Consider the following 23776-nt stretch of genomic DNA (forward strand, 5'->3'; position numbering starts at 1 on the left):
CTGATGGGGAGTCCTTCGGCCTCCAGCGGGAGCAAGCTCCCTCGCCACAAAAGCGGAATGCAGCCCGGGACGCTCCGCGTCCCATCCAGTACCGAACGCAGAGCGTCCGTAGAGGCATTCCCACGCAGAGCGTGGGAACGGAGGAATCCACTGAAACCTGTGGCGAGGGAGCTTGCTCCCGTTGGGCCGCGTAGCGGCCCTGATGGGGAGTCCTTCGGCCTCCAGCGGGAGCAAGCTCCCTCGCCACAAAAGCGAGAGCGTCAAAGGGCTTTTTCGAAAATCTTCGAGTTACGCTGGTAGTTGTACAGCGACGCCCGGGCCGACGGCAGGCGATCAACGCTGCTCGGTACAAAACCACGCTCGCGGAACCAGTGCGCAGTGCGGGTGGTTAGCACGAACAACGTCTTCAGGCCTTGGGCACGGGCGCGGGTTTCAATGCGTTCCAGCAGTTCATCGCCGCGACCGCCGTGACGGTATTCCGGGTTGACGGCCAGGCACGCGAGCTCACCGGCATCCGAGTCGGCAATCTGATACAGCGCCGCGCACGCGATGATCATGCCCTCGCGCTCGACCACGCTGAATTGCTCGATCTCGCGCTCCAGCACCTCACGCGAACGCCGCACCAGAATGCCCTGTTCTTCCAGCGGGCTGATCAAATCCAGCAAACCGCCGACGTCCTCGATGGCCGCTTCACGTACCACCTCGAATTGCTCCTGGGCCACCAGCGTACCGCCACCGTCACGGGTGAACAGTTCGGTCAGCAATGCACCATCTTCGGCATAACTGACGATATGGCTGCGCGCCACGCCGCCACGGCAGGCTTCAGCGGCGGCATCCAGCAGTTCTGCCTGGTAGTTGCTGCCCAGTCGCTGCAAATGCGCCGGCACTTGCTGTGGACGCAGTTCGCGCACCAGACGCCCGTGCTCATCGATCAGGCCCTTCTCCTCGCCGAACAGCAACAGCTTGTCGGCGCCGAGGTCGATGGCCGCACGTGTTGCGACATCTTCACAAGCGAGGTTGAAAATTTCACCGGTCGGCGAATAACCCAACGGCGACAGCAGCACGATGGAGCGCTCGTCCAGCAGGCGATTGATGCCTTTGCGGTCAACCCGGCGCACTTCACCGGTGTGGTGATAATCGACGCCTTCCAGCACGCCGATTGGCCGGGCGGTCACCAGGTTGCCGCTGGCAACCCGCAGGCGCGAGCCCTGCATTGGCGAGGACGCCATGTCCATGGACAGTCGCGCCTCGATGGCAATGCGCAACTGGCCCACCGCATCGATGACGCACTCCAGCGTCGCGGCATCGGTGATGCGCATGCCGTGGTGGTAATGCGGGGTCAGGCCGCGCGCGGCGAGGCGCGCTTCGATTTGCGGACGGGAGCCGTGAACCAGCACCAGTCGCACGCCCAGGCTGTGCAACAGCACCAGGTCGTGGACGATATTGCCGAAGTTGGGGTGCTCGACACCGTCGCCGGGCAGCATGACGACAAAGGTGCAATCGCGGTGGGCGTTGATGTAAGGCGAAGCGTGACGAAGCCAATTGACGTATTCGGGCATGAACCTGGGCCTGTAATAAATAGCAGCCGAAAAAAGGGCGAAACAGAAAACGCACAGCGGGCTGATGGTTATCGTCGGAACAGGCTTGGCGACACGCGCGCTCTCCTCATGAATACGGGTTGGGATACCGGCAATTTATACATGAAACCTGTAGGAGCCGGCTTGCTGGCGATGCAAGCGCTGCGGTTCTTCAGATGAACCGCGTCATCGTTTATCGCCAGCAAGCCGGCTCCTACAGGTTGTGTTTCGTTTGGGCCGGTGTCAGGCAGTAATGTTCAATCAACTGACGTAATAGATGCACCGTAGGCTGCAAACGTGACATTTCAAGGTATTCCCCCGGCTGGTGGGCGCAGGCGATATCGCCCGGGCCGAGTACCAGTGTCTCGCAGCCAAGGTGCTGAAGATAAGGCGCTTCTGTGCCGAACGCCACTGCTTCGGCGCCATGGCCGGTGAGCTTTTCGGCAATGCGCACCAATTCGGCATCTTCAGCCTGCTCGAAGGGCGGCACTTCAGGGAACAGCGGCGCGTAATCGATTTTCACCTGATGCCGCTCGGCAATCGGATTGAGCTTCTGCAGGATCGCCGCGCGCAGGGCTTTGGGGTCCATGCCCGGTAGCGGCCGCAGATCGAACTCCAGCGAGCATTGCCCGCAGATGCGATTGGGGTTGTCGCCGCCATGGATGCAGCCGAAATTCATCGTCGGCGTCGGCACGCTGAACTGTGGGTTGCGAAATTCACGCTGCCACAACAGGCGCAGGCCGCGCAGTTCGCCAATGGCGTCGTGCATGGCTTCGAGCGCGCTATGGCCCAGGCGCGGGTCCGAGGAATGGCCGCTTTGCCCGAGTATGTCGATGCGCTCCATCATGATGCCTTTGTGCATGCGGATCGGCTTGAGCCCGGTCGGCTCGCCGATGACCGCGGCACGCCCCAGCGGCCGCCCGGCGGCTGCCAGCGCGCGGGCGCCGGACATCGAGCTTTCTTCATCGCACGTGGCGAGGATCAGCAGCGGTTGCTTGAACGGCTGATCGAGCAACGGCTTGACGGCTTCGATGGCCAGGGCGAAAAAGCCTTTCATGTCACAACTGCCGAGCCCGACCCAACGACCATCGACTTCAGTCAGCTTCAATGGGTCGGTCTGCCACAACGCGCCATCGAACGGCACGGTGTCGCTGTGACCGGCCAGCACCAACCCACCGGGACCGGAGCCATAACTGGCCAGCAGATTGAATTTGCCCGGGCTGACCTGCTGGATATCGCAGGCGAAGCCAAGCTCATCGAGCCACGCGGCCAGCAGGTCGATCACCGGGCGATTGGATTGATCGAGGCTGGCCTGGGTGCAACTGACGGACGGTGCAGCAATCAGCGCAGCGAATTGATCTTTCATGGACGGCAAAGGCATCGCTGACTCCAACTCGCAAATTGAAGACCATCATAGAACCATCGGGCGACAGGAATAAACCGTCGCACGGCGGGCAGGGTCTGTTGGCGCTTGGTGACGAGCCAAGGGAGGGCCGTCGCGGCCGTCACCAAGCGTCAACAGACCCTATCTTGGTCGAGTCCTGTACACTGCACGACCTTGGCAGCCACCTATTCCCCCGGCTGCGCTCCCGATCCTGGATTTTCCGGCCATGCAGAAAGAAACCGAAATCAAACTCCGCGTCAGCCGCGAAACCCTCGCCGCCCTGCGCGAGCACCCTCTTCTTAAAAAACGCAACAAAAGTGGCTGGGAACGCCGTGAGTTGATGAATCAATACTTCGACACCCCGGAGCGCGATCTGGCCCGGGCCAAAGTCGCCCTGCGCCTGCGCAAGGATGGCGAAGAAGTGATCCAGACCCTCAAAACCCGCGGCCAAAGCATTGCCGGTCTGTCCGAGCGTAACGAGTACGACTGGAACCTGCCCAAAGCCAAGCTCGACCTGAAGAAACTCGACGGCGAATGCTGGCCCGAGGAACTGGCCGAACTGGACAAGAAAACCCTGAAGCCGATCTTCACCACCGACTTCGTCCGCGAACGTGCAGAAATCGCCTGGGGCCGTGGCAAGACCAAAGTGGTTATCGAAGCCGCTCTGGATCTGGGCCACGTCGTGGTCGGCAAACAGAAAGAAGAAATCTGCGAGCTGGAACTGGAACTGCGCGAAGGCGAGCCGGCCGCATTGCTGGAACTGGCCGCCGAGCTGGCCGAGAAACTGGCGCTGATGCCTTGCGATATCAGCAAGGCCGAGCGCGGTTATCGCCTGTACGACGCCCACAGCTATTCGCTGAGCCTGCCGGCGCCGCAGATCACCGCCGAAACCCCGCTGGACGACGCGTTCGCCGCGCTGAGCTGGCATTTGCTGGGCAGCAGCCAGCGTCTGGCCGAGCAGTATCGCTTCAACGGTCATTGGCGCCTGCTGCAGGACTGGGTCGAGTGCCTGGCTGAAATGCGCGCGCTGATCAGCAGCCTCGGGCAAGCCGCCCCGCGTCAGTCGACCCACGACCTGCGCGTCGCGCTCGATGCCTTGCTGGAAGACTGGCGTCCGCTGGTTCAGGCCGGTCTCGAGGATGAAGACGTGCGCAAAGCCGCGCCGGAGCAATTCCTCGAGGAGCTGGAAGACCCGCGTTGGGGCCTGTTCTCCCTGACCACTTCACGCTGGTTGCTGGCCCGCACCTGGACCGCCGAGCGCAACACCCGCGGCAATCGTCAGGGCGCTGCGCAATTGGGCAGCTGGTTGCCACGGTTGCTGGGCGAAGAGGCCACTTCCTTGCAATTGCAGCGTTACCAGCAACAGCCGGAAGATCTGGCTGAACAGCTGCCGCGCATCGAACGCATCCAGGTCTGGTTGCACCATGCGCGCAACGTACTGGAGATACCGGAAATGGACCGCCTGTACGGTGAGCTGAACAAACTGGCGCAACTGGCCAACGAACCGACGATCACCGATGAATTGATCGATGCGCGCAAGCAGCAGGCGATTGCGGTTTATCAGAACCGTGCCTGGAAGATGCTGCTGCGCATGTAACCCTGTGGCGAGGGAGCTTGCTCCCGCTGGAGGCCGAAGGACTCCCCATTCCGGTAAACGCCGGTTTTGGGGTCGCTTCGCAACCCAACGGGAGCAAGCTCCCTCGCCACAAAGGCAATCACCGCACCACCGGCAAACAGGTGGTCGACTTGATCTCCGATAACGCCACAACCGAGTTCACTTCCTGAATCCCCGGCACCAGCGACAGCTTCTCGAAAAAGAAGCGCTCATACGCTTCGATGTCCGCCGCGACGATCCGCAGCATGAAGTCCACAGCCCCCATCAGCACATAACACTCCAGCACCTCGGGAAAACCGCGAATCGCCTCGGTGAATTCGGTGAAGTTCGATCGCCCGTGGGCGTTGAGTTTTACCTGGGCAAATATCTGCGTGTTCAGGCCGATTTTCTTGCGATCCAGCAACGTCACCTGGGCACGAATGATCCCCTCGTCCTTCATACGCTGAATCCGCCGCCAGCACGGTGACTGCGAGAGTCCCACCTGCTCAGCGATCTGCGCACTGGAGAGCGAAGCGTCTTCTTGCAGCAACACGAGAATCTTGCGGTCGTAGCTGTCCAACTCAACCTGCATAAAAATACCCCATACCGCTTTGTAAACGAATTGATTGATTCGACATAACCGTCTTTCGCTCAATCATAGAGAAGAAATACCCGGCAACGGATGTAAAATTTTCTCCATGTTTTTTGGAGTCCGACCATGCCGCATCTCGAAGCCGTGAACACTGTTCCCATCCGCGCCGACGTCTGGAATGCCGGCAATGCCCACTGCCGTGTGCACTACCAATTGCTGGCCGAAGCCGAACCGGACTTGTTGTGCCGCGCACTCAACCTGTTTGCGCTGCAATGCCTCACGCCGGACCAGGTCAACGTGCAGCGCCAGCACGATCTGCTGGCCATCGAGATCGTCATCGACGGTTTGAGCTGGCACCGCGCCAAGGTCATTGCACAAAAACTTCGTAACCTGATCAGCGTCTGCTCGGTTGAGTTGCGAACCGTCGATTCAGCCTGGGTTGAGCCGGCTCAGGCGACTGGCTGAAAAGACCGGATACGCCTTCGTCGGGTAGTGGCCCAACGGTCTGCGGAGCCGCGGCTATCCTTTGCGGACTGTTGTCCAAAAGGAGCCCGCATGTCCGTTCAACTCTCAATTCAGGACCGCTGGCTGGATCTCAATGATGTGCTGCGCGAGCTGGTCGCCCAAGGTTTTATCAGCCAGGATTCTGCCGAGCAGGCACTCAATGCCCGTCGCCGCCATGCCGCACAGGGCCAGATGCACCCGCTGGAATTCATCGCCAGCCAACAACTGGACGACCTCAGCCGTCCGGGCAAGCATCTTGATCTGGAAAACCTGACCCTGTGGCTGTCCCAGCAGGCCGGCCAGCCTTACCTGCGAATCGACCCTCTGAAAATCAACGTCGCCGCCGTTACGCCGTTGATGTCCTACGCCTTCGCCCAGCGTCACAAGATCCTGGCGGTGGCCATCGACCGCGACGCCGTGACGGTCGCCAGCGCGCAGCCGTACGTCAACGGCTGGGAGGCCGACCTGACCCATGTACTGAAGCTGCCGATCAAACGCGTGGTGGCCAACCCCGTGGATATCCAGCGTTTCAGCGTTGAGTTCTTTCGCCTGGCCAAGTCGGTCACCGGGGCCAACAACGCCGATCAGCAGGTCAATACCCTGGGCAACTTCGAACAATTGCTCAACCTTGGCGCCAGCGACCAGGAGCCGGACGCCAACGACGCGCACATCGTCAACATCGTCGACTGGTTGTTCCAGTACGCCTTCCAGCAGCGCGCCAGCGATATCCATATCGAACCCCGGCGCGAGCAGGGCACGGTGCGTTTTCGCATCGATGGCGTGTTGCACAACGTCTACCAATTTCCTCCGCAAGTGACCATGGCCATCGTCAGTCGCCTGAAAAGCCTGGGGCGGATGAACGTTGCGGAAAAGCGCAAACCCCAGGATGGCCGGGTGAAGACCAAGACCCCGGACGGCGGGGAAGTCGAACTGCGGCTTTCGACCCTGCCGACAGCCTTCGGCGAAAAAATGGTGATGCGGATCTTTGACCCCGAAGTGCTGCTGAAGGATTTCGACCAGCTGGGTTTTTCCGCAGACGACCTGCGCCGCTGGCAAGACATGACCCGCCAACCCAACGGCATCATTCTGGTCACCGGGCCGACCGGTTCGGGCAAGACCACCACGCTCTACACCACGCTGAAAAAACTGGCGACGCCGGAGGTCAACCTCTGCACCATCGAAGACCCGATTGAAATGGTCGAACCGGCGTTCAACCAGATGCAGGTCCAGCACAACATCGACCTGACGTTCGCCGCCGGCGTGCGCGCGCTGATGCGGCAAGACCCGGACATCATCATGATCGGCGAGATCCGCGACCTGGAAACTGCCGAAATGGCCATTCAAGCTGCCCTCACCGGCCACTTGGTGCTGTCGACGCTGCACACCAACGATGCACCCAGCGCCATTAGCCGTTTGCTGGAACTCGGCGTGCCGCACTACCTGATCAAAGCCACGGTCCTCGGCGTCATGGCCCAGCGGTTGGTGCGGACCTTGTGCCCGCACTGCAAGGCACCACAAGCCTTGAACGAAGAGGACTGGCAAACCCTGACCCGGCCCTGGCAGGCGCCGTTGCCCGGTAACGCTCAACGCGCCATCGGTTGCCTGGAATGCCGCGACACTGGTTATCACGGGCGAGCGGGCGTCTACGAAATCATGCAGCTCAGCGACGGCATCAAATCCCTGATCAACCCGGACACCGACTTGCTGGCGGTGCGGCGACAGGCGTTCAAGGAGGGCATGCGCAGCTTGCGATTGTCGGGGGCGCAGAAAGTGGCGGCGGGTTTGACCACCGTCGAAGAAGTCTTGCGCGTGACGCCGCAGAGCGAGCAGAAGTAGGCGTGCGGTGATGGAACTGGATGGGGCGATGACGATCCAACCCCGTAGTTAAAAACCCAGTGGAGTCACCCCTATGCGTTTCAAATTTGCTGTCGCCACCATCGCCCTGTTGTCCCTGCCAGTCGGTTCGGCGATGGCTGATAGCTTTTGGCGTAATGTCATTTCGTCCGGTGCGACCACCGCTTCGACCTACCTGACCTTCAAGGATCACAAACTGATCGTCGCCGCCCAGGACGATGCCGGCAGCTTCGTTGCCAGCGACGGCGGCATCCGCGGCCCGTACCTGGAAGCGGCCATGCAGAAAGTCCGCGCCGACAATCCGGGCCTGCAGGCTACGGATATGGAACTGGCGAATGCGATTCTGGCGAAGAATGCCGTGGCTGCCGAATAAGCCCGGTTGCTGAACGAAAAATGCCGCTCAAATGAGCGGCATTTTTTTGCACAAACTGTAGGAGCAAGGCTTGCCCGCGATGACGATCTCAAGGTCGCTATCGCGGGCAAGCCTTACTCCTACAGGAACGAGTACTGTCAGCGGTAATCATCCACCGGCACACACGCGCAAAACAGATTCCGGTCCCCGTAGACATTGTCCACCCGGTTCACCACCGGCCAGTACTTGTGGGCCTTGGTGTGCGCGTCCGGCGTAACTGCTTGCTCGATGCTGTAGGGCCGTTCCCAGATCCCGGTGACATCGGCCAGCGTATGCGGTGCGCGCTTCAAGGGATTATCTTCGGCCGGCCAGTTGCCATTCTGCACTTCGGTAATCTCTGCGCGAATACTCAGCATGGCCCCGATGAAGCGGTCCAGCTCGGCTTTCGATTCGCTTTCCGTAGGCTCGACCATCAACGTCCCCGGCACCGGGAACGACATGGTGGGTGCGTGGAAGCCATAGTCCATGAGGCGTTTGGCAACGTCTTCCTCACTGATGCCTGTGAGCGCCTTCAAAGGTCGCAGGTCGAGAATGCATTCGTGAGCCACCCGCTCGTTGCGCCCGGTGTAGAGCACCGGGAACGCGCCGGACAAATGCCGCGCCAGGTAATTCGCCGCCAGGATCGCCACTTCGCTGGCGTCGGCCAGTTGCGGCCCCATCATGGCGATGTACATCCAGCTGATCGGCAGGATACTCGCGCTGCCCCACGGCGCTGCGCTGACCGCGCCGTTCTGTGCCAGCGGTCCGTCGATGGGCACCACCGGATGGTTGGCCACGAACGGCGCCAGATGCGCGCGCACGCCTATCGGCCCCATGCCCGGCCCGCCGCCGCCGTGGGGAATGCAGAAGGTCTTGTGCAGGTTCATGTGGGACACGTCGGCGCCAATGTCTGCCGGCCGCGCCAGGCCGACCTGGGCATTGAGATTGGCGCCGTCCATGTACACCTGGCCGCCGTGCTGGTGAATCACCGCGCAGATCTCGCTGATGCCTTCCTCGTACACGCCATGGGTCGAAGGATACGTCGCCATCAGGCAAGAGAGTTTGTCTGCGGCGTCTGCCGCTTTTTCCTTCAAGTCCTCCAGATCGACGTTGCCGGCCTCATCGCATTCAACGATCACCACGCGCATCCCGGCCATCTGCGCCGACGCCGGGTTGGTGCCATGGGCCGATGATGGAATCAGGCAGATATCGCGTCCACCCTGCTGGCGGCTCTCGTGGTATTTGCGAATCGCCAGCAATCCCGCGTACTCGCCCTGGGCGCCCGAGTTGGGTTGCATGCAGATCGCATCGAAACCGGTGATCGCGCAGAGCCAGCGCTCCAGCTCCTCGATCATCAACGAATAACCGACGGCCTGCTCTTTAGGTGCGAACGGATGCAGATTGGCAAACTGCGGCCAGGTGATCGGGATCATCTCGCTGGTGGCGTTGAGCTTCATGGTGCACGAGCCCAGTGGAATCATCGACTGATTGAGCGCCAGATCCTTGTTTTCCAGCTGCTTGAGGTAACGCAACATTTCGGTTTCGCTGTGATGGGCGCTAAACACCGGATGTTGCAGATAAGGCGTAGTGCGTAAAAGGCCGGCCGGTATGCCGCAAGCCAGCGTTTGTGTGTCCAGTTCGTCGACGTCGAGCCCATGATCGGCTCCCAGGAACACATCGAACAGTTTTGCCACCGTGGTTTCGTCACAACTTTCGTCGAGGCTTAAACCCAACCGCCCACGCCCCAGGATGCGCAGGTTGATCTGTGCGGCCACGGCGCTTTCGATAATTGCCGTTTGGGTGCCACCGACGTCCAGCGTCAGCGTGTCGAAGAACTGCTGGTTCAGGCGCTTGATGCCTTTGCGCTCAAGGCCCTCGGCAAGAATACAGGTCAGTCGATGCACACGCTGGGCAATGCGCTTGAGCCCTTCCGGCCCGTGGTAGACCGCGTAGAAACTGGCAATATTGGCCAGCAACACCTGGGCCGTGCAAATGTTGGAGTTGGCTTTCTCGCGACGAATGTGTTGCTCGCGGGTTTGCAGGGCCATGCGCAGGGCCACGTTACCCCGTGCATCTTTCGACACGCCGATGATCCGCCCAGGAATCGCTCGCTTGTATTCGTCGCGGCTGGCAAAGAACGCCGCATGCGGCCCACCGTAGCCCATGGGCACGCCGAAACGCTGGGACGAACCGAACACTACGTCGGCACCTAATTCTCCCGGCGGGGTCAGCAACAGCAGGCTCAGCAGATCCGTGGCGACACAGGCCAGCGCCTGTTGGGCATGCAGGTGATCGATCAAGGGACGCAGGTCGCGGATCTCGCCGTGGGTGTCGGGATATTGCAGCAGCGCGCCGAACACCTGGTGCTGCTTCAAGTTATCCACAGCATCGATGATCAGATCGAAACCGAAGCCTTCGGCGCGGGTCTGCACCACGGAAATAGTCTGCGGATGGCAGTTTTCATCGACGAAGAACAGATTGCTTTTCGATTTGGCAACGCGTTTGGCCAGGGCCATGGCTTCCGCCGCGGCGGTCGCTTCGTCCAGCAGAGAGGCGTTGGCCAATTCCAGCCCCGTGAGATCGATGGTCAGTTGCTGGAAGTTCAACAGCGCTTCGAGCCGGCCCTGAGCGATCTCCGGTTGATAAGGCGTGTAAGCGGTGTACCAGCCGGGATTTTCCAGCACGTTGCGCAAGATGACCGTCGGCGTGAGCGTGCCGTGATAGCCCATGCCGATCAGGCTGGTCCAGACCTGATTCTGCTCGGCATATCCCCGCAGCTTCGCCAGCGCCGCTTCTTCGTCCAGTGCCGGTGGCAGATCAAGCGCCCGATTCAGGCGAATTCCCGGCGGCACAGTCTGTTCGATCAGCTCGACCCGGCTGCCAAGACCGAGGCTGTCGAGCATCGCCTGCTGCTCGGCGGCATCCGGCCCGAGGTGGCGGCGAAGAAAGGCATTGGGGTCGCGTAACTGGCTCAGGGACGGCAACTGGGACATGACGGGCTCTCTCTTGGCTGGCGCTCAGCGTCGATGCAACACGGTCAAACCAGCATAGCAGCCGATGTCGGACACGATTCTTTGGAAAACCCTGTGGGAGCAAAGCTTGCTCGCGATAGCGGTAGATCAACCAATATAAATGTTGAATGTGAGGCCCTCATCGCGAGCAAGCTCGCTCCCACAAAAAAGCAGGTATCGCGAAAGTTGTCAGGCATGAAAAAGCCCCGACAGGTCGGGGCTTTGGGGTGACGCTTGAAGGCTTACTCGCCGATGGCAGCCTTGTAACCGGCGGCGTCGAGCAGGTTGTCCAGGTCAGCGCTGTTGCTTGGCTTGAGCTTGAAGATCCAGGCGCCGTACGGATCGGAGTTGAGCAGTTCCGGGTTGGCGCTCAGCTCTTCGTTCACGGCAATCACTTCACCGGCAATCGGCGAATAGATGTCGGAAGCGGCTTTCACCGATTCAACGACACCGGCCTGATCTTGCGCGGCAAACACGTTGCCGACTTCGGTCAATTCGACAAACACCACATCACCCAGCGCTTCCTGCGCGTGATCGCTGATGCCCACGGTGACGGTGCCATCGGCTTCCAGACGTGCCCATTCGTGACTTTCGGCAAAACGCAGGTCGGCAGGAATATCGCTCATGTTCAGTTCCTCAGGAAAATTGTCGGCGGTCCAAGCCCGCCGGAAAAGATTAGATCAAGGTTTTGCCATGGCGTACGAAGGTCGGTTTGACCACTCGAACCGGGTACCACTTGCCACGGATTTCCACTTCTGCGCGGTCGGCAGTTGCCATCGGCACGCGCGCCAGTGCAATCGACTTGCTAAGCGTAGGAGAGAAACTACCACTGGTGATCTCCCCTTCGCCAACATCAGCGATGCGGACCACTTGATGCGCGCGCAAAACGCCGCGTTCCTCAAGGACCAGCCCCACCAGTTTGTGCTGAATTCCTCCGGCCTGTTCCGCCTCCAGTGCCTTGCGGCCGACGAACTGGCGCGAGGTCGGTTCCCAGGCAATGCTCCAGGCCATGTTGGAGGCCAGCGGTGAAACGTCTTGATTGATGTCCTGGCCGTAGAGGTTCATCCCGGCCTCGACCCGCAAGGTGTCACGTGCGCCCAGCCCGATCGGGGAAATACCCGCCCCGACCAGATCGTTGAAGAATCCCGGCGCCTGATCGGCCGGCAAGATAATTTCCAGACCGTCTTCACCGGTGTAGCCGGTACGCGCAATGAACCAGTCACCGTCGGGCTGACCTTCAAAAGGCTTGAGCAGCTGAATCAGATTGCCGCGGGACTGGTTCACCAGTTCGGCAATCTTGTGCCGGGCATGCGGCCCCTGAATGGCCAGCATCGCCAGTTCGGCCCGTTCGTTGAGCTGTACATCGAAGCCGTCGAGATGCGCCTGCATCCACGCCATGTCCTGATCGCGCGTCGAGGCGTTGACCACCAGGCGATAACCCTCATCGAGGCGGTACACGATCATGTCGTCAACGATGCCGCCACGTTCATTGAGCATGGCGCTGTACAACGCACGGCCGGAGCTGTGCAGGCGTTCGACGTCGTTGGCCAGCAGGTGCTGCAGCCAGGCCTTGGCCTGGGGGCCGCTGACATCGATCACGGTCATGTGGGATACATCGAAGACACCGCAATCGCGGCGCACCTCATGGTGTTCCTCGACCTGCGATCCATAATGCAGAGGCATATCCCAACCGCCAAAATCGACCATCTTCGCGCCAAGGGCGAGGTGAAGGTCATACAGAGGCGTACGCTGTCCCATGGGTTTCTCCTTCCGGGCGTGGCGAAGGTGCGGGCGAGTGATAAACCGTCTGAAAACCTTGAAATCAAAGGCTTCCAGCCGATTTTTACTACCTTGTCTGTCAGACGGACCGCACCGAATGCCGCGCATTGTAGCCGCAAGGTGTAGGACTGGCACCTAGCTGTTTCGATGCGCCGAACGTCGTATCAATCCGATAACCGGTAGCAGCCCGACCAAAACCAGGGTCAAGGCCGGTAACGACGCCCTCGCCCACTCACCCTCACTGGTCATTTCGAAGATTCGCACTGCCAGCGTATCCCAGCCAAACGGGCGCATCAGGAGGGTCGCGGGCATTTCCTTGAGCACGTCGACAAACACCAGCAGCGCCGCACTCAACGAACCGGGCAGCAACAACGGCAGATACACTTTGAAAAACAGTCGCGGACCGCTGACACCCAGGCTACGTGCCGCTTCGGGCAAAGATGGCCGTATACGCGCCAGACTGCTTTCCAGCGGCCCATAAGCCACAGCAATGAAACGCACCAGATAGGCCAGCAACAGCGCTGCCAGACTGCCCAGCAGCAGTGGCTTGCCGGCTCCGCCGAACCAGCCGGAGAGTGGAATCACCAGCTCGCGGTCCAGATAACTGAACGCCAGCATGATCGACACCGCCAGCACCGAACCGGGCAATGCATAACCCAGATTGGCCAGACTGACACCTGCGCGGATGCCCTGCGTCGGCGCCAAGCGTCGGGCAAACGCCAGGACCAGCGCGACACTGACAGTGACCAACGCCGCCATCGCGCCCAGGTACAGCGTGTGGACGATCAGACCGGTATAACGCTCATCGAGATCGAAGCGCCCGCGCTGCCAGAACCACACCAACAGTTGCAGCACAGGGATGACGAAGGCGCAGGCGAATACCAGACCGCACCAGCCGGTGGCCAGCAGCGCTTTGATTCCATGCAGGTGATACAGCGCCTTGACCCGTGGCCGTTCATTGCTCGCCCGATTGGCACCACGGGCACGCCGCTCGCCGTACAACACCACCATCACCACCAGCAGGAGCAGGCTGGCCAGTTGCGCGGCGCTGGACAGGCTGAAAAAGCCATACCAGGTCTTGTAAATGGCGGTGGTGAAGGTGTCGAAATTGAACACCGACACGGCACCGAAATCCGCCAGGGTTTCCATCAGCGCCAATGCCACACCCGCGCCAATGGCAGGACGCGCCATGGGCATGGCCACCCGCCAGAACGCCTGCCAGGGCGATTGCCCCAGCACCCGAGCAGCCTCCATCAAGCCTTTGCCCTGAGCCAGGAATGCCGTGCGCGCCAGCAGGTAAACATAGGGGTAGAACACCAGCACCAAAACCACAATCACCCCACCCGTGGAACGCACGCGCGGCAGGCGCAGCCCGGTGCCGAACCACTCACGCAACAGGGTTTGCACCGGGCCGGCGAAATCCAGCAGGCCGACAAAGACGAACGCCAGCACGTAGGCGGGAATCGCAAAGGGCAGCATCAAGGCCCAGTCCAGCCAGCGCCTGCCGGGGAACTCGCAAAGGCTGGTGAGCCAGGCCAGGCTCACACCGAGCACCGTCACGCCGACACCAACGCCAAGCACCAGGGTCAGGGTGTTGCCCAACAACCGCGGCATCTGGGTTTCCCAGAGATGGGACCAGATCTGCTGATCGATGGTTTGCCAGGACAACAGCAACACGCTCAAGGGCAACAGGACCAGCGCAGCGATGGCGAAGACCAGGGGATACCAGCGGCGTTGGGCGGGGTGGGCCAAGGAAAACTCTCGTTTAAATGATTGTGCCCACGCTTTGCGTGGGCACACATCTTGTGACGCTCTGCGTCACGCTTCGACGCGAAGCGTCGGTGGATGCATTCCCACGCAGAGCGTGGGAACGATCAGTGCCGTAAAGGCGCGCAGTATAAAGATAACGTCAATTCCAACCAGCCCGATCCATCATCCGGATCGCCTCAGCCTGACGCTTGCCCGCGACTTCCACCGGCAAGGTATCGGCAATGAACTTGCCCCACGCCGCCACTTCTGCGGATGGCTGAACCGTCGGGTTGGCCGGGAACTCCTGGTTCACATCGGCAAAGATTTTCTGCGCTTCAGGCGTGGTCATCCACTCCACCAGGGCCTTGGCGGCTTCCGGGTGCGGCGCGTGTTTGGTCAGGCCGATACCCGACAGGTTGACGTGCACGCCACGATCCGCCTGGTTCGGCCAGAACAGCTTCACCGGCAGATCAGGTTTTTGCTTGTGCAGGCGACCGTAGTAGTAGGTGTTGACGATGCCCACATCGCATTGGCCGGCGTTGATGGCTTCGAGTACGGCGACGTCATCGGAGAATACGTCAGTGGACAGGTTGTTGACCCAGCCCTTGAGGATCTTCTCGGTTTTCTCGGCGCCGTGCACTTCGATCATGGTGGCAGTCAGGGACTGGTTATAGACCTTCTTTGCCGTGCGCAGGCACAGGCGACCTTCCCAGTTCTTGTCGGCCAGCGCTTCGTAGGTGGTCAACTCGCCCGGCTTCACCCGCTCGGTGGAGTAGGCGATGGTCCGCGCGCGCAAGCTCAGGCCGGTCCAGGCATGGGAAGCTGCGCGATATTGCAGCGGGATATTGGCGTCGATGGTTTTCGAGATGAACGGCTGGAGAATGCCCATCTGCTCGGCCTGCCAGAGGTTGCCGGCATCAACGGTCAGCAGCAGGTCGGCTGTGGCGTTCTCGCCCTCGGCCTTGATCCGCTGCATCAGCGGCGCTTCCTTGTCGGTGATGAACTTCACCTTCACACCGGTTTTTGCAGTGTAGGCATCGAAGACTGGCTTGATGAGCTCGTCGATACGCGAGGAGTAGACAACCACCTCGTCGGCGGCCTGGGCGGCAGTGCTGCCAATCAGAGCCAGGGCCAGTGCGGTCAGTAGACGCTTCGGTGCCAACATGGGAGCGGTCTCTCGATTGAAAAAGTGAGACCAAATGATAAGGACTCACATTTAGCTTCTCAATCGAACAGTTCGCGGAGGCGTTACCAGATGTTGCATAGGCGACGTTGTTGGAAAATGTGCCGACGCCTTCGCGGGCAAGCCTCGCTCCTACCAGTGCGTGTCGATTTGCTTGCCCGCGAACAGGCCACAGGCCATCAATATCTCAGGCCTTGGCCAGCGCCGGCAGATCCCCGATCAAACCCAGCGCTTCGCGCACAAACAGCGCCTTGGCCTCCGGCATCTGGTCAACCAGCTTCAGCCCGGTATTACGCAACCAGCGCACCGGCAACGGATCGGCCTGGAACAGTCGCTCGAAGCCTTCCATCGCCGCCATCAGCGCCAGGTTATGCGGCATGCGGCGACGTTCGTAGCGGCTGAGTACCTTCACATCCGCCAGACGCTCGCCACGGCTCGCCGCTTGCAACAACACTTCGGCCAGTACGGCGGCGTCGAGGAAGCCAAGATTCACGCCCTGCCCGGCCAACGGGTGAATGGTGTGGGCCGCATCGCCAATCAGCGCCAGGCCTTCAGCTACATAACGCTTGGCATGCCGCTGACGCAGTGGCACGCACAGACGCGGGTCGGCATTGAGCACGGTCCCTAGCCGACCTTCGAAGGCTCGCTCCAGCTCGCGGCAGAACACCTCGTCATCCAGCGCCATCAGGCGTTCGGCTTCACTCGGCGTAGTCGACCAGACGATCGAACACCAGTCGTGCTGGCCATCACGCTCCAACGGCAAAAACGCCAACGGGCCGTTGTCGGTAAAGCGCTGCCAGGCTGTCGATTGATGGTTTTTTGAGCTGCGCACGCTGGTGACGATGGCGTGATGCAAATAATCCCACTCCCGCGTCGCCACGCCCGTCAGGCGCCGCACTGCCGAATTGGCGCCATCCGCGGCGATCACCAGCGGTGCACGCAACGTGCGGCCGTCGGCCAGGGTCAGCAGCCAATCGTCGCCGGAGCGACGCATTTGTTCGAGACGCGCGTTGGCCAGCATGCCTAAATCACAATCGTGCAAGCGATCGAGCAAGGCGTCCTGCACCACGCGGTTCTCAACGATGTGTCCCAGCACCTCGGCATGCACGCTGGCTGCCGAGAAGTGGATCTGCCCGGTACCGCTGCCATCCCAGACGTGCATGTCGCTATAGGGACTGCTGCGCCTGCTGACGATGCCGTCCCACACACCCAGGCGCTCGAGAATCCGCTGGCTGGCGATGGACAGCGCACTCACCCGTGGTTCGAACGGGGCTTGGGCGTCAAACGGTTTGACGCTCATCGGACTGCCGTCGAGCAGCAGGACTTCCAGCCCGCTGTCCTGCAACGCCAGCGCCAGGGCACTGCCGACCATTCCGGCTCCGACAATCAGCAGATCTGCGCGCATTTCCATGCTTTAAGCCTGTCTCGCTTGCGGCTTGAGCCGCACGTAAAGGGTTTTTCCGACACGCGCCACCAGGTGGCCGGCGCCGTCATGAATATCGACCTGCAATTGCGGCAGGTATTTTTCGCCACCCGCCGTCTGTCGCCGGATCTCGTCGAGCAACGTGTCGTCGATGTTGAAACGGGCGAACACCGGGCCTTTGCCCGGCGCGATGAAATCGATGTCCGCCGCCTTGTCCCAGACGATGTAGTTGCGCCCCAGGTTCTCCATCAGCATCAGCATGAAGAACGGGTCGACCATCGAATACAGGCTGCCACCAAACTGGGTGCCGACGTAATTGCGGTTGTACCAGCTCAAGCCCATGGAGACCTGGATGTCGCGAAAGTCATCGCTGATATGCCGCACGCGCACGCCGGCGCCGAGGTACGGCGGATAGAAGCTCATGAATCGGCGCATCAGTCGCGCCTTGCCGAACGTGCGAGTCAGCCACTTAAGCATCAGGGCGAGTACCCAGGCCCATGGCCTGTCGGGCGAACCAGCGTTTGGCCGGCGGCAGCAGATCCAGACCGAGCAATCCGAGATTGCGCCCCAACGAAACCAGTGGCTGGGTGCTGCCGAACAGGCGCGTGACCTGATCGGAGAAACCGACGGTGAGGTTCTGATCCAGGCGCTGTCGTTCGCGATAAGCCTGCAAGGTCGCGAAGTGGCCCAATGGCTGCTCGCTGGCGAGCAATGCATCGGCCAGTGCCTGGGCATCACGCAGCGACAGGTTGAAACCCTGTCCGGCAATCGGGTGCAGGCTATGGGCGGCATTGCCGAGCACCGCCAGGTGCGAGCGTACCTGTTCCTCGGCCTCGACCAGCGACAATGGGTACAAATGCCGAGCGCCAACCTGCTTCAACGTGCCCAAGCGATAACCGAACACGCCCTGCAACTCGCTGAGAAAACTGCGTTCATCCAATGCAGCCAAGCGTTGCGCGTCCATCCCCAAACGGGTCCAGACCAATGCGCAGCGGTTGTCCGGCAGCGGCAGCAACGCCATCGGGCCATCGTCGGTAAAACGCTCGAACGCCATGCCGTTGTGGGCTTCACTCGGGGTGATGTTGGCGATCAGCGCGCTCTGGTTGTACGGGCGCTTTCGAATGCCGATGCCCAATTGCTCGCGCAGCCCTGAGCGGCCGCCATCGGCCAACACGGCGAGGTCGCATTCCAGTGTGGTTTCGTCATTGAGGATCAGGCGATAGCCATCGGTGAGCGGCTCCATGCGGGTGACTTCGGCCGGGCACCGCCAACTGATGACGTCTTTGTCCAGGCCTTGCCACAGGCACTGGCCGAGCCAGGCGTTTTCCACCACGTAACCCAACGCCGGCACACCTTCCTCCATGGCCGACAGCCGCGCCGTGGAAAAACGCCCACGGTCGGAGACGTGAATCTGTTTGATCGGTTCGGCGCGGCGGGAGATCTCCTGCCAAACGCCGAGGCGCTGATAAATCTGCCGTGCACCAAAGGACAAGGCCGTGGAGCGCGCGTCATAACTTGGCTGATACGAATCGCCGGGCGCGAAGGGCTCGATCAGGACGATTTTCCAGCCCCGAGCCTTGGCCCCGGCCTGTAACGCCAACGCCAGGCTGGCACCGACCAGGCCACCACCGATGATTGCCAGATTGACTCGACTCATGCCGCTTGTGTCCGCGCTTGCGCCATCAAAGCCTCGATTTCAGCCACTGTTTTCGGTACGCCCTTGGTGAGGATTTCACAGCCGTTTTTGGTGACCACTACGTCGTCCTCGATGCGCACGCCAATGCCGCGCCATTTTTTCGCCACGCTCTGATTGTCCGGAGCGATGTAAATCCCCGGCTCTACCGTCAACGCCATGCCGACTTCCAGCACACGCCATTCGCCACCGACCTTGTATTCGCCGACGTCATGCACATCCATTCCCAGCCAGTGACCGGCGCGGTGCATGTAAAACGCCTTGTAGGCTTCACTGGCGATCAACTCTTCGACATTACCCTGCAACAAACCCAATTCGATCAGGCCGGTGGTAATCACCCGCACAGTGGCCTCGTGGGCCTGATTCCAGTGTTTATTCGGTGCGATCTCGGCAAACGCGGCTTCCTGCGCGGCCAACACCAGTTCGTAGATCGCCTTCTGCTCTGCGGAATACTTGCCGTTGACCGGCCAGGTGCGGGTGATGTCGCTGGCGTAGCAGTCGATTTCGCAGCCGGCGTCGATCAGCACCAGATCGCCGTCCTTGAGCACGGCGTCATTCTGCTGGTAATGCAGGATGCAGCTGTTGCGCCCAGAGGCAACGATCGAACCGTAGGCCGGCATCTTCGCCCCACCCTTGCGGAATTCGTAATCGAGTTCGGCTTCAAGGCTGAACTCGTATAAGCCGGCACGGCTGGTCTGCATGGCACGGACATGCGCCTGGGCGGAAATCCGTGCGGCCTCGCGCATCACCTTCACTTCTGCCGCCGACTTATACAGGCGCATGTCATGCAGCAGATGATCCAGGGCAACGAATTCGTTCGGTGGCTGGGCGCCGAGATTGGCCTTGGAGCGGATCACGTTGATCCATTCCATCAAGTGCCGGTCGAATTCCGGGTTGCTGCCCATGGCCGAATACACCCGGTCACGACCTTCGATCAGGCCGGGCAAAATGTCGTCGATATCGGTAATCGGAAAGGCGTCGTCGGCGCCGAAGTCGCGAATCGCACCCTCCTGGCCGGCACGCAGGCCATCCCACAACTCACGTTCGGCGTTGCGTTCGCGGCAGAACAGAATGTACTCGCCATGCACGCGGCCTGGCATCAACACCAGTACCGCCTGCGGCTCGGGAAAACCGCTGAGGTACTGGAAGTCGCTGTCCTGACGGTAGACGTGCTCGACGTCGCGGTTGCGGATGGCGACCGCGGCGGCGGGCAGGATGGCGATGCTGTTGGGTTCCATCTGCGCCATCAAGGCCTTGCGGCGACGGCTGTATTCCGATTTCGGGATATGGATCATGGGCAGATGGCGTTCCCTGGGTTTGATCAGTGCAGCGACGGTTTGGCGGCAGCCGCCGCGTCTTTCTTGGTTTCCGAGAACAGCAGCAGCGGCGCGACGCGCAGGTATTCCATGACTTCCATGTAGTCGGTTTCGCCGTCTTCGGACTCTTCCAGGGCATCCTGCACCTGGGAAATCGCTGCCAGATCCTGCAACACCTCGGTGGCCTCGGTGCTCAGGGCGCTGCTGTCACGGCAGTTCAGGCCGAACCCGCTGAGGAAGCCCTGGCACCACTGGCCCAACGCAGCGGCGCGGTCGGTAAGCGGAGCATCGTCGGTCGGCAGCAACAGGACGACGGTCACGTCATCGCCGGTGAGCTCGCCCTTGACCATCTCTTGCAGGCCGATCAAGGCGTTGCGTACGTTGTCCTGCGGCTCGTTTTCGAGCAGTTCGGCGGCGTCGATCAGCCAGCCTTCGGCATCGAAACCGGCACCCGCGCAGCTGCGGCCGAGCAACAGGCCGTGCAGTTCGGCAGGCGAGACATTGTGACCACTGGAAGTCAGCAGGGTGGCGAAGGCTTGGTACGGGGAATTCTGAATGGTCATGGGCAGCTAGGCGCCAGACGGCGCTATGTCTAGAATGAAGGCCTTGTATCCTACATCGACTCCCCTGTAGGAGCGAGCCTGTCGAATCGTCGCACCGTCGCGATGGCCGCCAACGATTACGCTGGGTACCTGACACCCCGCGGCGTTCTCCGGTTCATCGCGAGCAGGCTCGCTCCTACAGTCCAAACCCATCAGACAGTGAAGACAATGGAAGACACCGACCTGCAAGCGCTGATGGCCAGACTCGAACTGCTGATTACCCGAGTCGAGCAACTTAAGAGCCAAAACGGACTCTTACTAGCTCAGGAAAAGACCTGGCGCGAGGAACGCGCTCACCTCATTGAAAAAAACGAAATCGCCCGGCGTAAGGTCGAATCGATGATTTCGCGCCTCAAGGCCCTGGAGCAAGACTCATGAGTTCAAGCAATAGCGTCACCGTGCAGATCCTCGACAAAGAGTATTCGATCATCTGCCCCCAGGAAGAGCGCAGCAACCTGGTGAGCGCCGCCCGCTATCTGGACGGCAAGATGCGCGAGATTCGCAGCAGCGGCAAAGTTATCGGTGCCGACCGTATTGCCGTGATGGCTGCGCTGAACATCACCCACGACCTGCTGCACAAGGAAGAGCGCCCGGATATCCAGGCCAGCGGCTCGACCCGTGAACAGGTACGTGACCTGCTCGATCGCGTCGATCTGGTGCTCGCGACCGATCCGGACGTCACCAAAGGCTGATTCGCGCCACCGCTTGCGGTATACTCCGATCACTCCCTGGGGTGCTTGCCAGTTGGCGATGTCCCTGAGCCGATTTGCTATACCCTGGAGGTTGCACGTTGGGCTGGTGTGCATGTCCGCTAGACGGAAAGCCTTAAAGCCTACTGCATCTTCCACCTTGAACTTTCGGGTTCAAGGGCTAAGTCGACAGCGGTACATCCGGGGAGCCTGATTCCAGTCCGATGCCGGTTTGAATACCGGCATCGGCGTTTTTATGGGTACCATTTGCGTACCCATACTGCTGAAGCCGATTCCATGACCGAACCTGCTTTGCTTCCACGCCCGCAACTTCGACGCTTGCTGCGCAAGGCCCGCCGCGCATTGACGCCCAGTCAACAGCGCGCGGCAGCTCGCGGGCTGTACAGGCAATTGGCTCAGCAACCGCTGTTTCGCCGCGCAAAACACATCTCTCTTTACCTGCCCACCGACGGTGAAATTGACCCGCGACTGCTGCTGCGTGCGGCTCAACGTCGAGGCAAGGCCACCTATCTGCCGGTACTCAGCGCCTGGCCGCGAACCAAAATGGTTTTCCAGCGCATCCGCCCCGGTGAAAAGCTCAAGCCCAACCGCTTTCGGATACTCGAACCCCGGCACAACCTTGCCCGGCAACGCAAAGTCTGGGCGCTGGATCTGGTGCTGCTGCCATTAGTGGGTTTTGACGATGTCGGCGGACGCCTGGGCATGGGCGGCGGTTTCTACGATCGAAGCCTGGCCTACCTGGCGCGTCGCAATGACTGGCGCAAGCCGACACTGCTGGGGCTGGCCCATGAATGTCAGAAGGTCGAGCGCCTGGCTCAAGCGAGCTGGGATGTGCCGCTGCAAGGAACGGTAACGGACAAGGCCTGGTATTACGCGGGCTAGACGCCACTGGCGTCAGCGGCGTCGAAAAGACAGGATCAGCGTTTGAACGCAGTCGACTGTTGCTGCAACTGGGCCACTTCGACCGGCGCGTCGGTCTTGTTGGCCCACAGGCTTTGGGCATAGCCAGTGGTCACAACGCCGAGGCCGAACAAAATGACCAAAATCCATAGTAAATCCGGTTTGCGTTTCATCGATTGCCCCCCAAAGGCATATCAACACGATGACAGCAGCGGTTTCCGTTTTGTAGGCCGTGCAGCAGCGTCAAGCTCTAAAGGCCGGCATTTTGCGGCAACGTGAACCGCTGCGCAAATGCTGGCGTCAACCGACTGTCGGTTTGTCATAAAATTGCCGACAACCTGCCCACTCACCTCGCAAGGAACAAAAAACATGGCCTATTGGCTGATGAAATCCGAGCCCGACGAACTCTCGATCAAAGGCCTGGAGAAGCTTCGCAGAGCGCGCTGGGACGGGGTCCGCAACTATCAGGCGCGAAATTTCCTGCGGGCCATGGCGGTGGGGGACGAGTTTTTCTTCTATCACTCCAGCTGCCCGGAACCAGGGATCGCCGGGATCGGCAAGATAGTCGAAGCCGCGTATCCAGACCCGACGGCGCTGGAGCCTGAAAGTCATTACTACGACCCCAAGGCAACCACGGAAAAAAACGCCTGGAGTGCAATTGACGTAGAACATATCAAGACGTTTTCCAAGGTCTTGAAGCTCGATTACCTGAAGCAGCAGACGGCACTGGCCGAAATGCCGCTGGTGCAGAAAGGATCGCGGCTGTCGGTGATGCCGGTGACGCCGGAGCAGTGGGCGGCGGTGATTGCGCTTCTGTAGGAGCACGGCTTGCCGGCGATGGCGGTCTTGAGTGCGCTATCGCGAGCAAGCTTTGCTCCTACAGGTCCAGCATTACTGGATGATCAGGTTGTTGAACAACAGATCCTCAACCACCGGCTTTCCGGTTTCGTCGTTCATGATCTGCTGGGTTTGCTTCAGCGCTTCCTGACGCAGCTTTTCCTTGGCCTCGACGTTGTTCATCGTCTCGGTAGTCTGCTGGGCAAACAACGCCACGAGCTGATTCCGAATCAGCGGCTCGTTGGCCTTGACCGCTTTGGTCGCCTCTTCGCCGGTCACTCGCAACGCCACATCGGCCTTGTATACCTTGAGTTTCGGCGTGCCATCGAGCCCGTAATTACCCACGAACGGCGGGCTCAGGGTGATGTAATTGACCTTCGGTGCCGCATCCTCTTTGGCTTCTTCGGCCACTGCTGCCACAGGCAGAGACAGGGCCAGCATCAACATGATCCACGCTTTCACAATTCGCTCCTTATCCGGTTTGCGGCCTAGCATAACGACCCGCCGCGCAAGCACAAGCTTATGGCTGCCTATCAGGGCCGGGCATGCTCGTTGACCCATCGACTCACACACCTACACTTATCGGCCATCACTCCCAAAGGAATAGCCCTGATGAAAGCCGTGCTGTGCAAAGCCTTCGGCCCTGCCGAATCGCTGGTGCTGGAAGACGTCGCCAG

At 60.7% G+C, this 23776-nt stretch carries 23 protein-coding genes and 1 other RNA gene; 9 read left to right on the top strand and 15 right to left on the bottom strand.

What is annotated here, in order from left to right:
* Positions 1-260 precede the first annotated feature (260 nt).
* Positions 261-1559, bottom strand: a complete 1299-nt coding sequence (gene argA, locus D8U69_RS16725; RefSeq protein WP_056854065.1) for an amino-acid N-acetyltransferase — start codon at positions 1557-1559, stop codon at positions 261-263.
* 232 nt (positions 1560-1791) lie between these two features.
* On the bottom strand, positions 1792-2958 hold the full coding sequence (argE, locus tag D8U69_RS16730; protein WP_130907755.1) for an acetylornithine deacetylase: 1167 nt from the start codon (positions 2956-2958) through the stop codon (positions 1792-1794).
* A gap of 229 nt (positions 2959-3187) precedes the next feature.
* On the opposite strand from argE, the gene D8U69_RS16735 reads away from it, so the two are divergent.
* Positions 3188-4558, top strand: a complete 1371-nt coding sequence (locus tag D8U69_RS16735; protein ID WP_130907756.1) for a CYTH domain-containing protein — start codon at positions 3188-3190, stop codon at positions 4556-4558.
* Positions 4559-4676: 118 nt separating this feature from the next.
* Here D8U69_RS16735 and D8U69_RS16745 read toward each other — a convergent pair whose 3' ends face one another.
* A complete protein-coding gene (locus tag D8U69_RS16745; protein ID WP_056854068.1) occupies positions 4677-5147 on the bottom strand; it encodes an Lrp/AsnC family transcriptional regulator in 471 nt (156 codons plus the stop codon).
* Positions 5148-5273: 126 nt separating this feature from the next.
* On the opposite strand from D8U69_RS16745, the gene D8U69_RS16750 reads away from it, so the two are divergent.
* The 3 genes from D8U69_RS16750 to D8U69_RS16760 all read left to right on the top strand — a co-directional run bounded on the left by D8U69_RS16750 (position 5274) and on the right by D8U69_RS16760 (position 7878).
* On the top strand, positions 5274-5612 hold the full coding sequence (locus D8U69_RS16750; RefSeq protein ID WP_130907758.1) for a hypothetical protein: 339 nt from the start codon (positions 5274-5276) through the stop codon (positions 5610-5612).
* A gap of 90 nt (positions 5613-5702) precedes the next feature.
* The gene (locus D8U69_RS16755; RefSeq protein WP_130907759.1) at positions 5703-7487 is read left to right on the top strand and encodes a GspE/PulE family protein; all 1785 of its coding nucleotides are present in this window, start codon (positions 5703-5705) and stop codon (positions 7485-7487) included.
* Positions 7488-7560: 73 nt separating this feature from the next.
* Positions 7561-7878, top strand: coding sequence for a DUF2388 domain-containing protein (locus D8U69_RS16760; RefSeq protein ID WP_056854071.1), 318 nt, complete (start codon positions 7561-7563; stop codon positions 7876-7878).
* Between the two features lie 137 nt (positions 7879-8015).
* Here the strand turns inward: D8U69_RS16760 and gcvP are convergent, their stop codons facing one another.
* From gcvP to D8U69_RS16815, 10 genes are all read right to left on the bottom strand, one after another.
* On the bottom strand, positions 8016-10889 hold the full coding sequence (gcvP, locus tag D8U69_RS16765; RefSeq protein ID WP_130903837.1) for an aminomethyl-transferring glycine dehydrogenase: 2874 nt from the start codon (positions 10887-10889) through the stop codon (positions 8016-8018).
* A 260-nt stretch (positions 10890-11149) separates the two neighbouring features.
* Complete coding sequence (gene gcvH / locus D8U69_RS16775) at positions 11150-11533, bottom strand: glycine cleavage system protein GcvH (protein ID WP_130907760.1); 384 nt, start codon at positions 11531-11533, stop codon at positions 11150-11152.
* A gap of 49 nt (positions 11534-11582) precedes the next feature.
* The gene (gene gcvT, locus D8U69_RS16780) at positions 11583-12665 is read right to left on the bottom strand and encodes a glycine cleavage system aminomethyltransferase GcvT (RefSeq protein ID WP_056854074.1); all 1083 of its coding nucleotides are present in this window, start codon (positions 12663-12665) and stop codon (positions 11583-11585) included.
* Between the two features lie 156 nt (positions 12666-12821).
* A complete protein-coding gene (locus D8U69_RS16785) occupies positions 12822-14438 on the bottom strand; it encodes an iron ABC transporter permease (RefSeq protein WP_130907761.1) in 1617 nt (538 codons plus the stop codon).
* Positions 14439-14595: 157 nt separating this feature from the next.
* The gene (locus D8U69_RS16790; RefSeq protein WP_130907762.1) at positions 14596-15600 is read right to left on the bottom strand and encodes an extracellular solute-binding protein; all 1005 of its coding nucleotides are present in this window, start codon (positions 15598-15600) and stop codon (positions 14596-14598) included.
* Between the two features lie 205 nt (positions 15601-15805).
* Positions 15806-17023, bottom strand: coding sequence for a 2-octaprenyl-3-methyl-6-methoxy-1,4-benzoquinol hydroxylase (locus D8U69_RS16795; protein WP_177434375.1), 1218 nt, complete (start codon positions 17021-17023; stop codon positions 15806-15808).
* A gap of 9 nt (positions 17024-17032) precedes the next feature.
* Positions 17033-17518, bottom strand: coding sequence for a DUF4442 domain-containing protein (locus D8U69_RS16800; RefSeq protein ID WP_130907764.1), 486 nt, complete (start codon positions 17516-17518; stop codon positions 17033-17035).
* Entirely contained in the window at positions 17511-18698 is a 1188-nt protein-coding gene (gene ubiH, locus D8U69_RS16805) for a 2-octaprenyl-6-methoxyphenyl hydroxylase (protein ID WP_130907765.1), read from the bottom strand. The genes D8U69_RS16800 and ubiH overlap by 8 nt, the downstream gene beginning before the upstream one ends.
* Positions 18695-20029 carry a Xaa-Pro aminopeptidase gene (pepP, locus tag D8U69_RS16810; RefSeq protein WP_056854080.1) on the bottom strand — a complete coding sequence of 445 codons (1335 nt, stop codon included), beginning with the start codon at positions 20027-20029 and terminating at the stop codon, positions 18695-18697. Before pepP ends, ubiH begins: the two co-directional genes overlap by 4 nt.
* Positions 20030-20055: 26 nt before the next feature.
* Positions 20056-20613 carry a YecA family protein gene (locus tag D8U69_RS16815; RefSeq protein WP_056854081.1) on the bottom strand — a complete coding sequence of 186 codons (558 nt, stop codon included), beginning with the start codon at positions 20611-20613 and terminating at the stop codon, positions 20056-20058.
* A 207-nt stretch (positions 20614-20820) separates the two neighbouring features.
* Here D8U69_RS16815 and D8U69_RS16820 point away from each other — a divergent pair, with 207 nt between their 5' ends.
* The 4 genes from D8U69_RS16820 to D8U69_RS16835 all read left to right on the top strand — a co-directional run bounded on the left by D8U69_RS16820 (position 20821) and on the right by D8U69_RS16835 (position 22244).
* A complete protein-coding gene (locus D8U69_RS16820) occupies positions 20821-21030 on the top strand; it encodes a TIGR02449 family protein (RefSeq protein WP_007982902.1) in 210 nt (69 codons plus the stop codon).
* On the top strand, positions 21027-21344 hold the full coding sequence (locus tag D8U69_RS16825) for a cell division protein ZapA (RefSeq protein ID WP_008055229.1): 318 nt from the start codon (positions 21027-21029) through the stop codon (positions 21342-21344). The genes D8U69_RS16820 and D8U69_RS16825 overlap by 4 nt, the downstream gene beginning before the upstream one ends.
* A gap of 30 nt (positions 21345-21374) precedes the next feature.
* Positions 21375-21553, top strand: a non-coding RNA gene (gene ssrS / locus D8U69_RS16830) — 6S RNA.
* A gap of 85 nt (positions 21554-21638) precedes the next feature.
* Positions 21639-22244, top strand: coding sequence for a 5-formyltetrahydrofolate cyclo-ligase (locus D8U69_RS16835; RefSeq protein ID WP_056854082.1), 606 nt, complete (start codon positions 21639-21641; stop codon positions 22242-22244).
* 35 nt (positions 22245-22279) lie between these two features.
* On the opposite strand, the gene D8U69_RS29500 is transcribed toward D8U69_RS16835, so the two are convergent.
* Positions 22280-22435 (bottom strand): hypothetical protein, encoded by a 156-nt coding sequence (locus D8U69_RS29500; RefSeq protein ID WP_008048702.1) that lies wholly within the window; start codon positions 22433-22435, stop codon positions 22280-22282.
* Positions 22436-22631: 196 nt separating this feature from the next.
* Between D8U69_RS29500 and D8U69_RS16840 the strand changes: the two genes are divergently transcribed.
* The gene (locus D8U69_RS16840) at positions 22632-23081 is read left to right on the top strand and encodes an EVE domain-containing protein (RefSeq protein ID WP_130907766.1); all 450 of its coding nucleotides are present in this window, start codon (positions 22632-22634) and stop codon (positions 23079-23081) included.
* Between the two features lie 72 nt (positions 23082-23153).
* Here the strand turns inward: D8U69_RS16840 and D8U69_RS16845 are convergent, their stop codons facing one another.
* Positions 23154-23561 (bottom strand): flagellar basal body-associated protein FliL, encoded by a 408-nt coding sequence (locus tag D8U69_RS16845; RefSeq protein WP_056854084.1) that lies wholly within the window; start codon positions 23559-23561, stop codon positions 23154-23156.
* Positions 23562-23776: the final 215 nt, after the last annotated feature.

It is taken from the genome of Pseudomonas sp. Sample_16, from assembly GCF_004307665.1.
In the GTDB taxonomy this organism is placed as follows: Bacteria; Pseudomonadota; Gammaproteobacteria; order Pseudomonadales; family Pseudomonadaceae; genus Aquipseudomonas.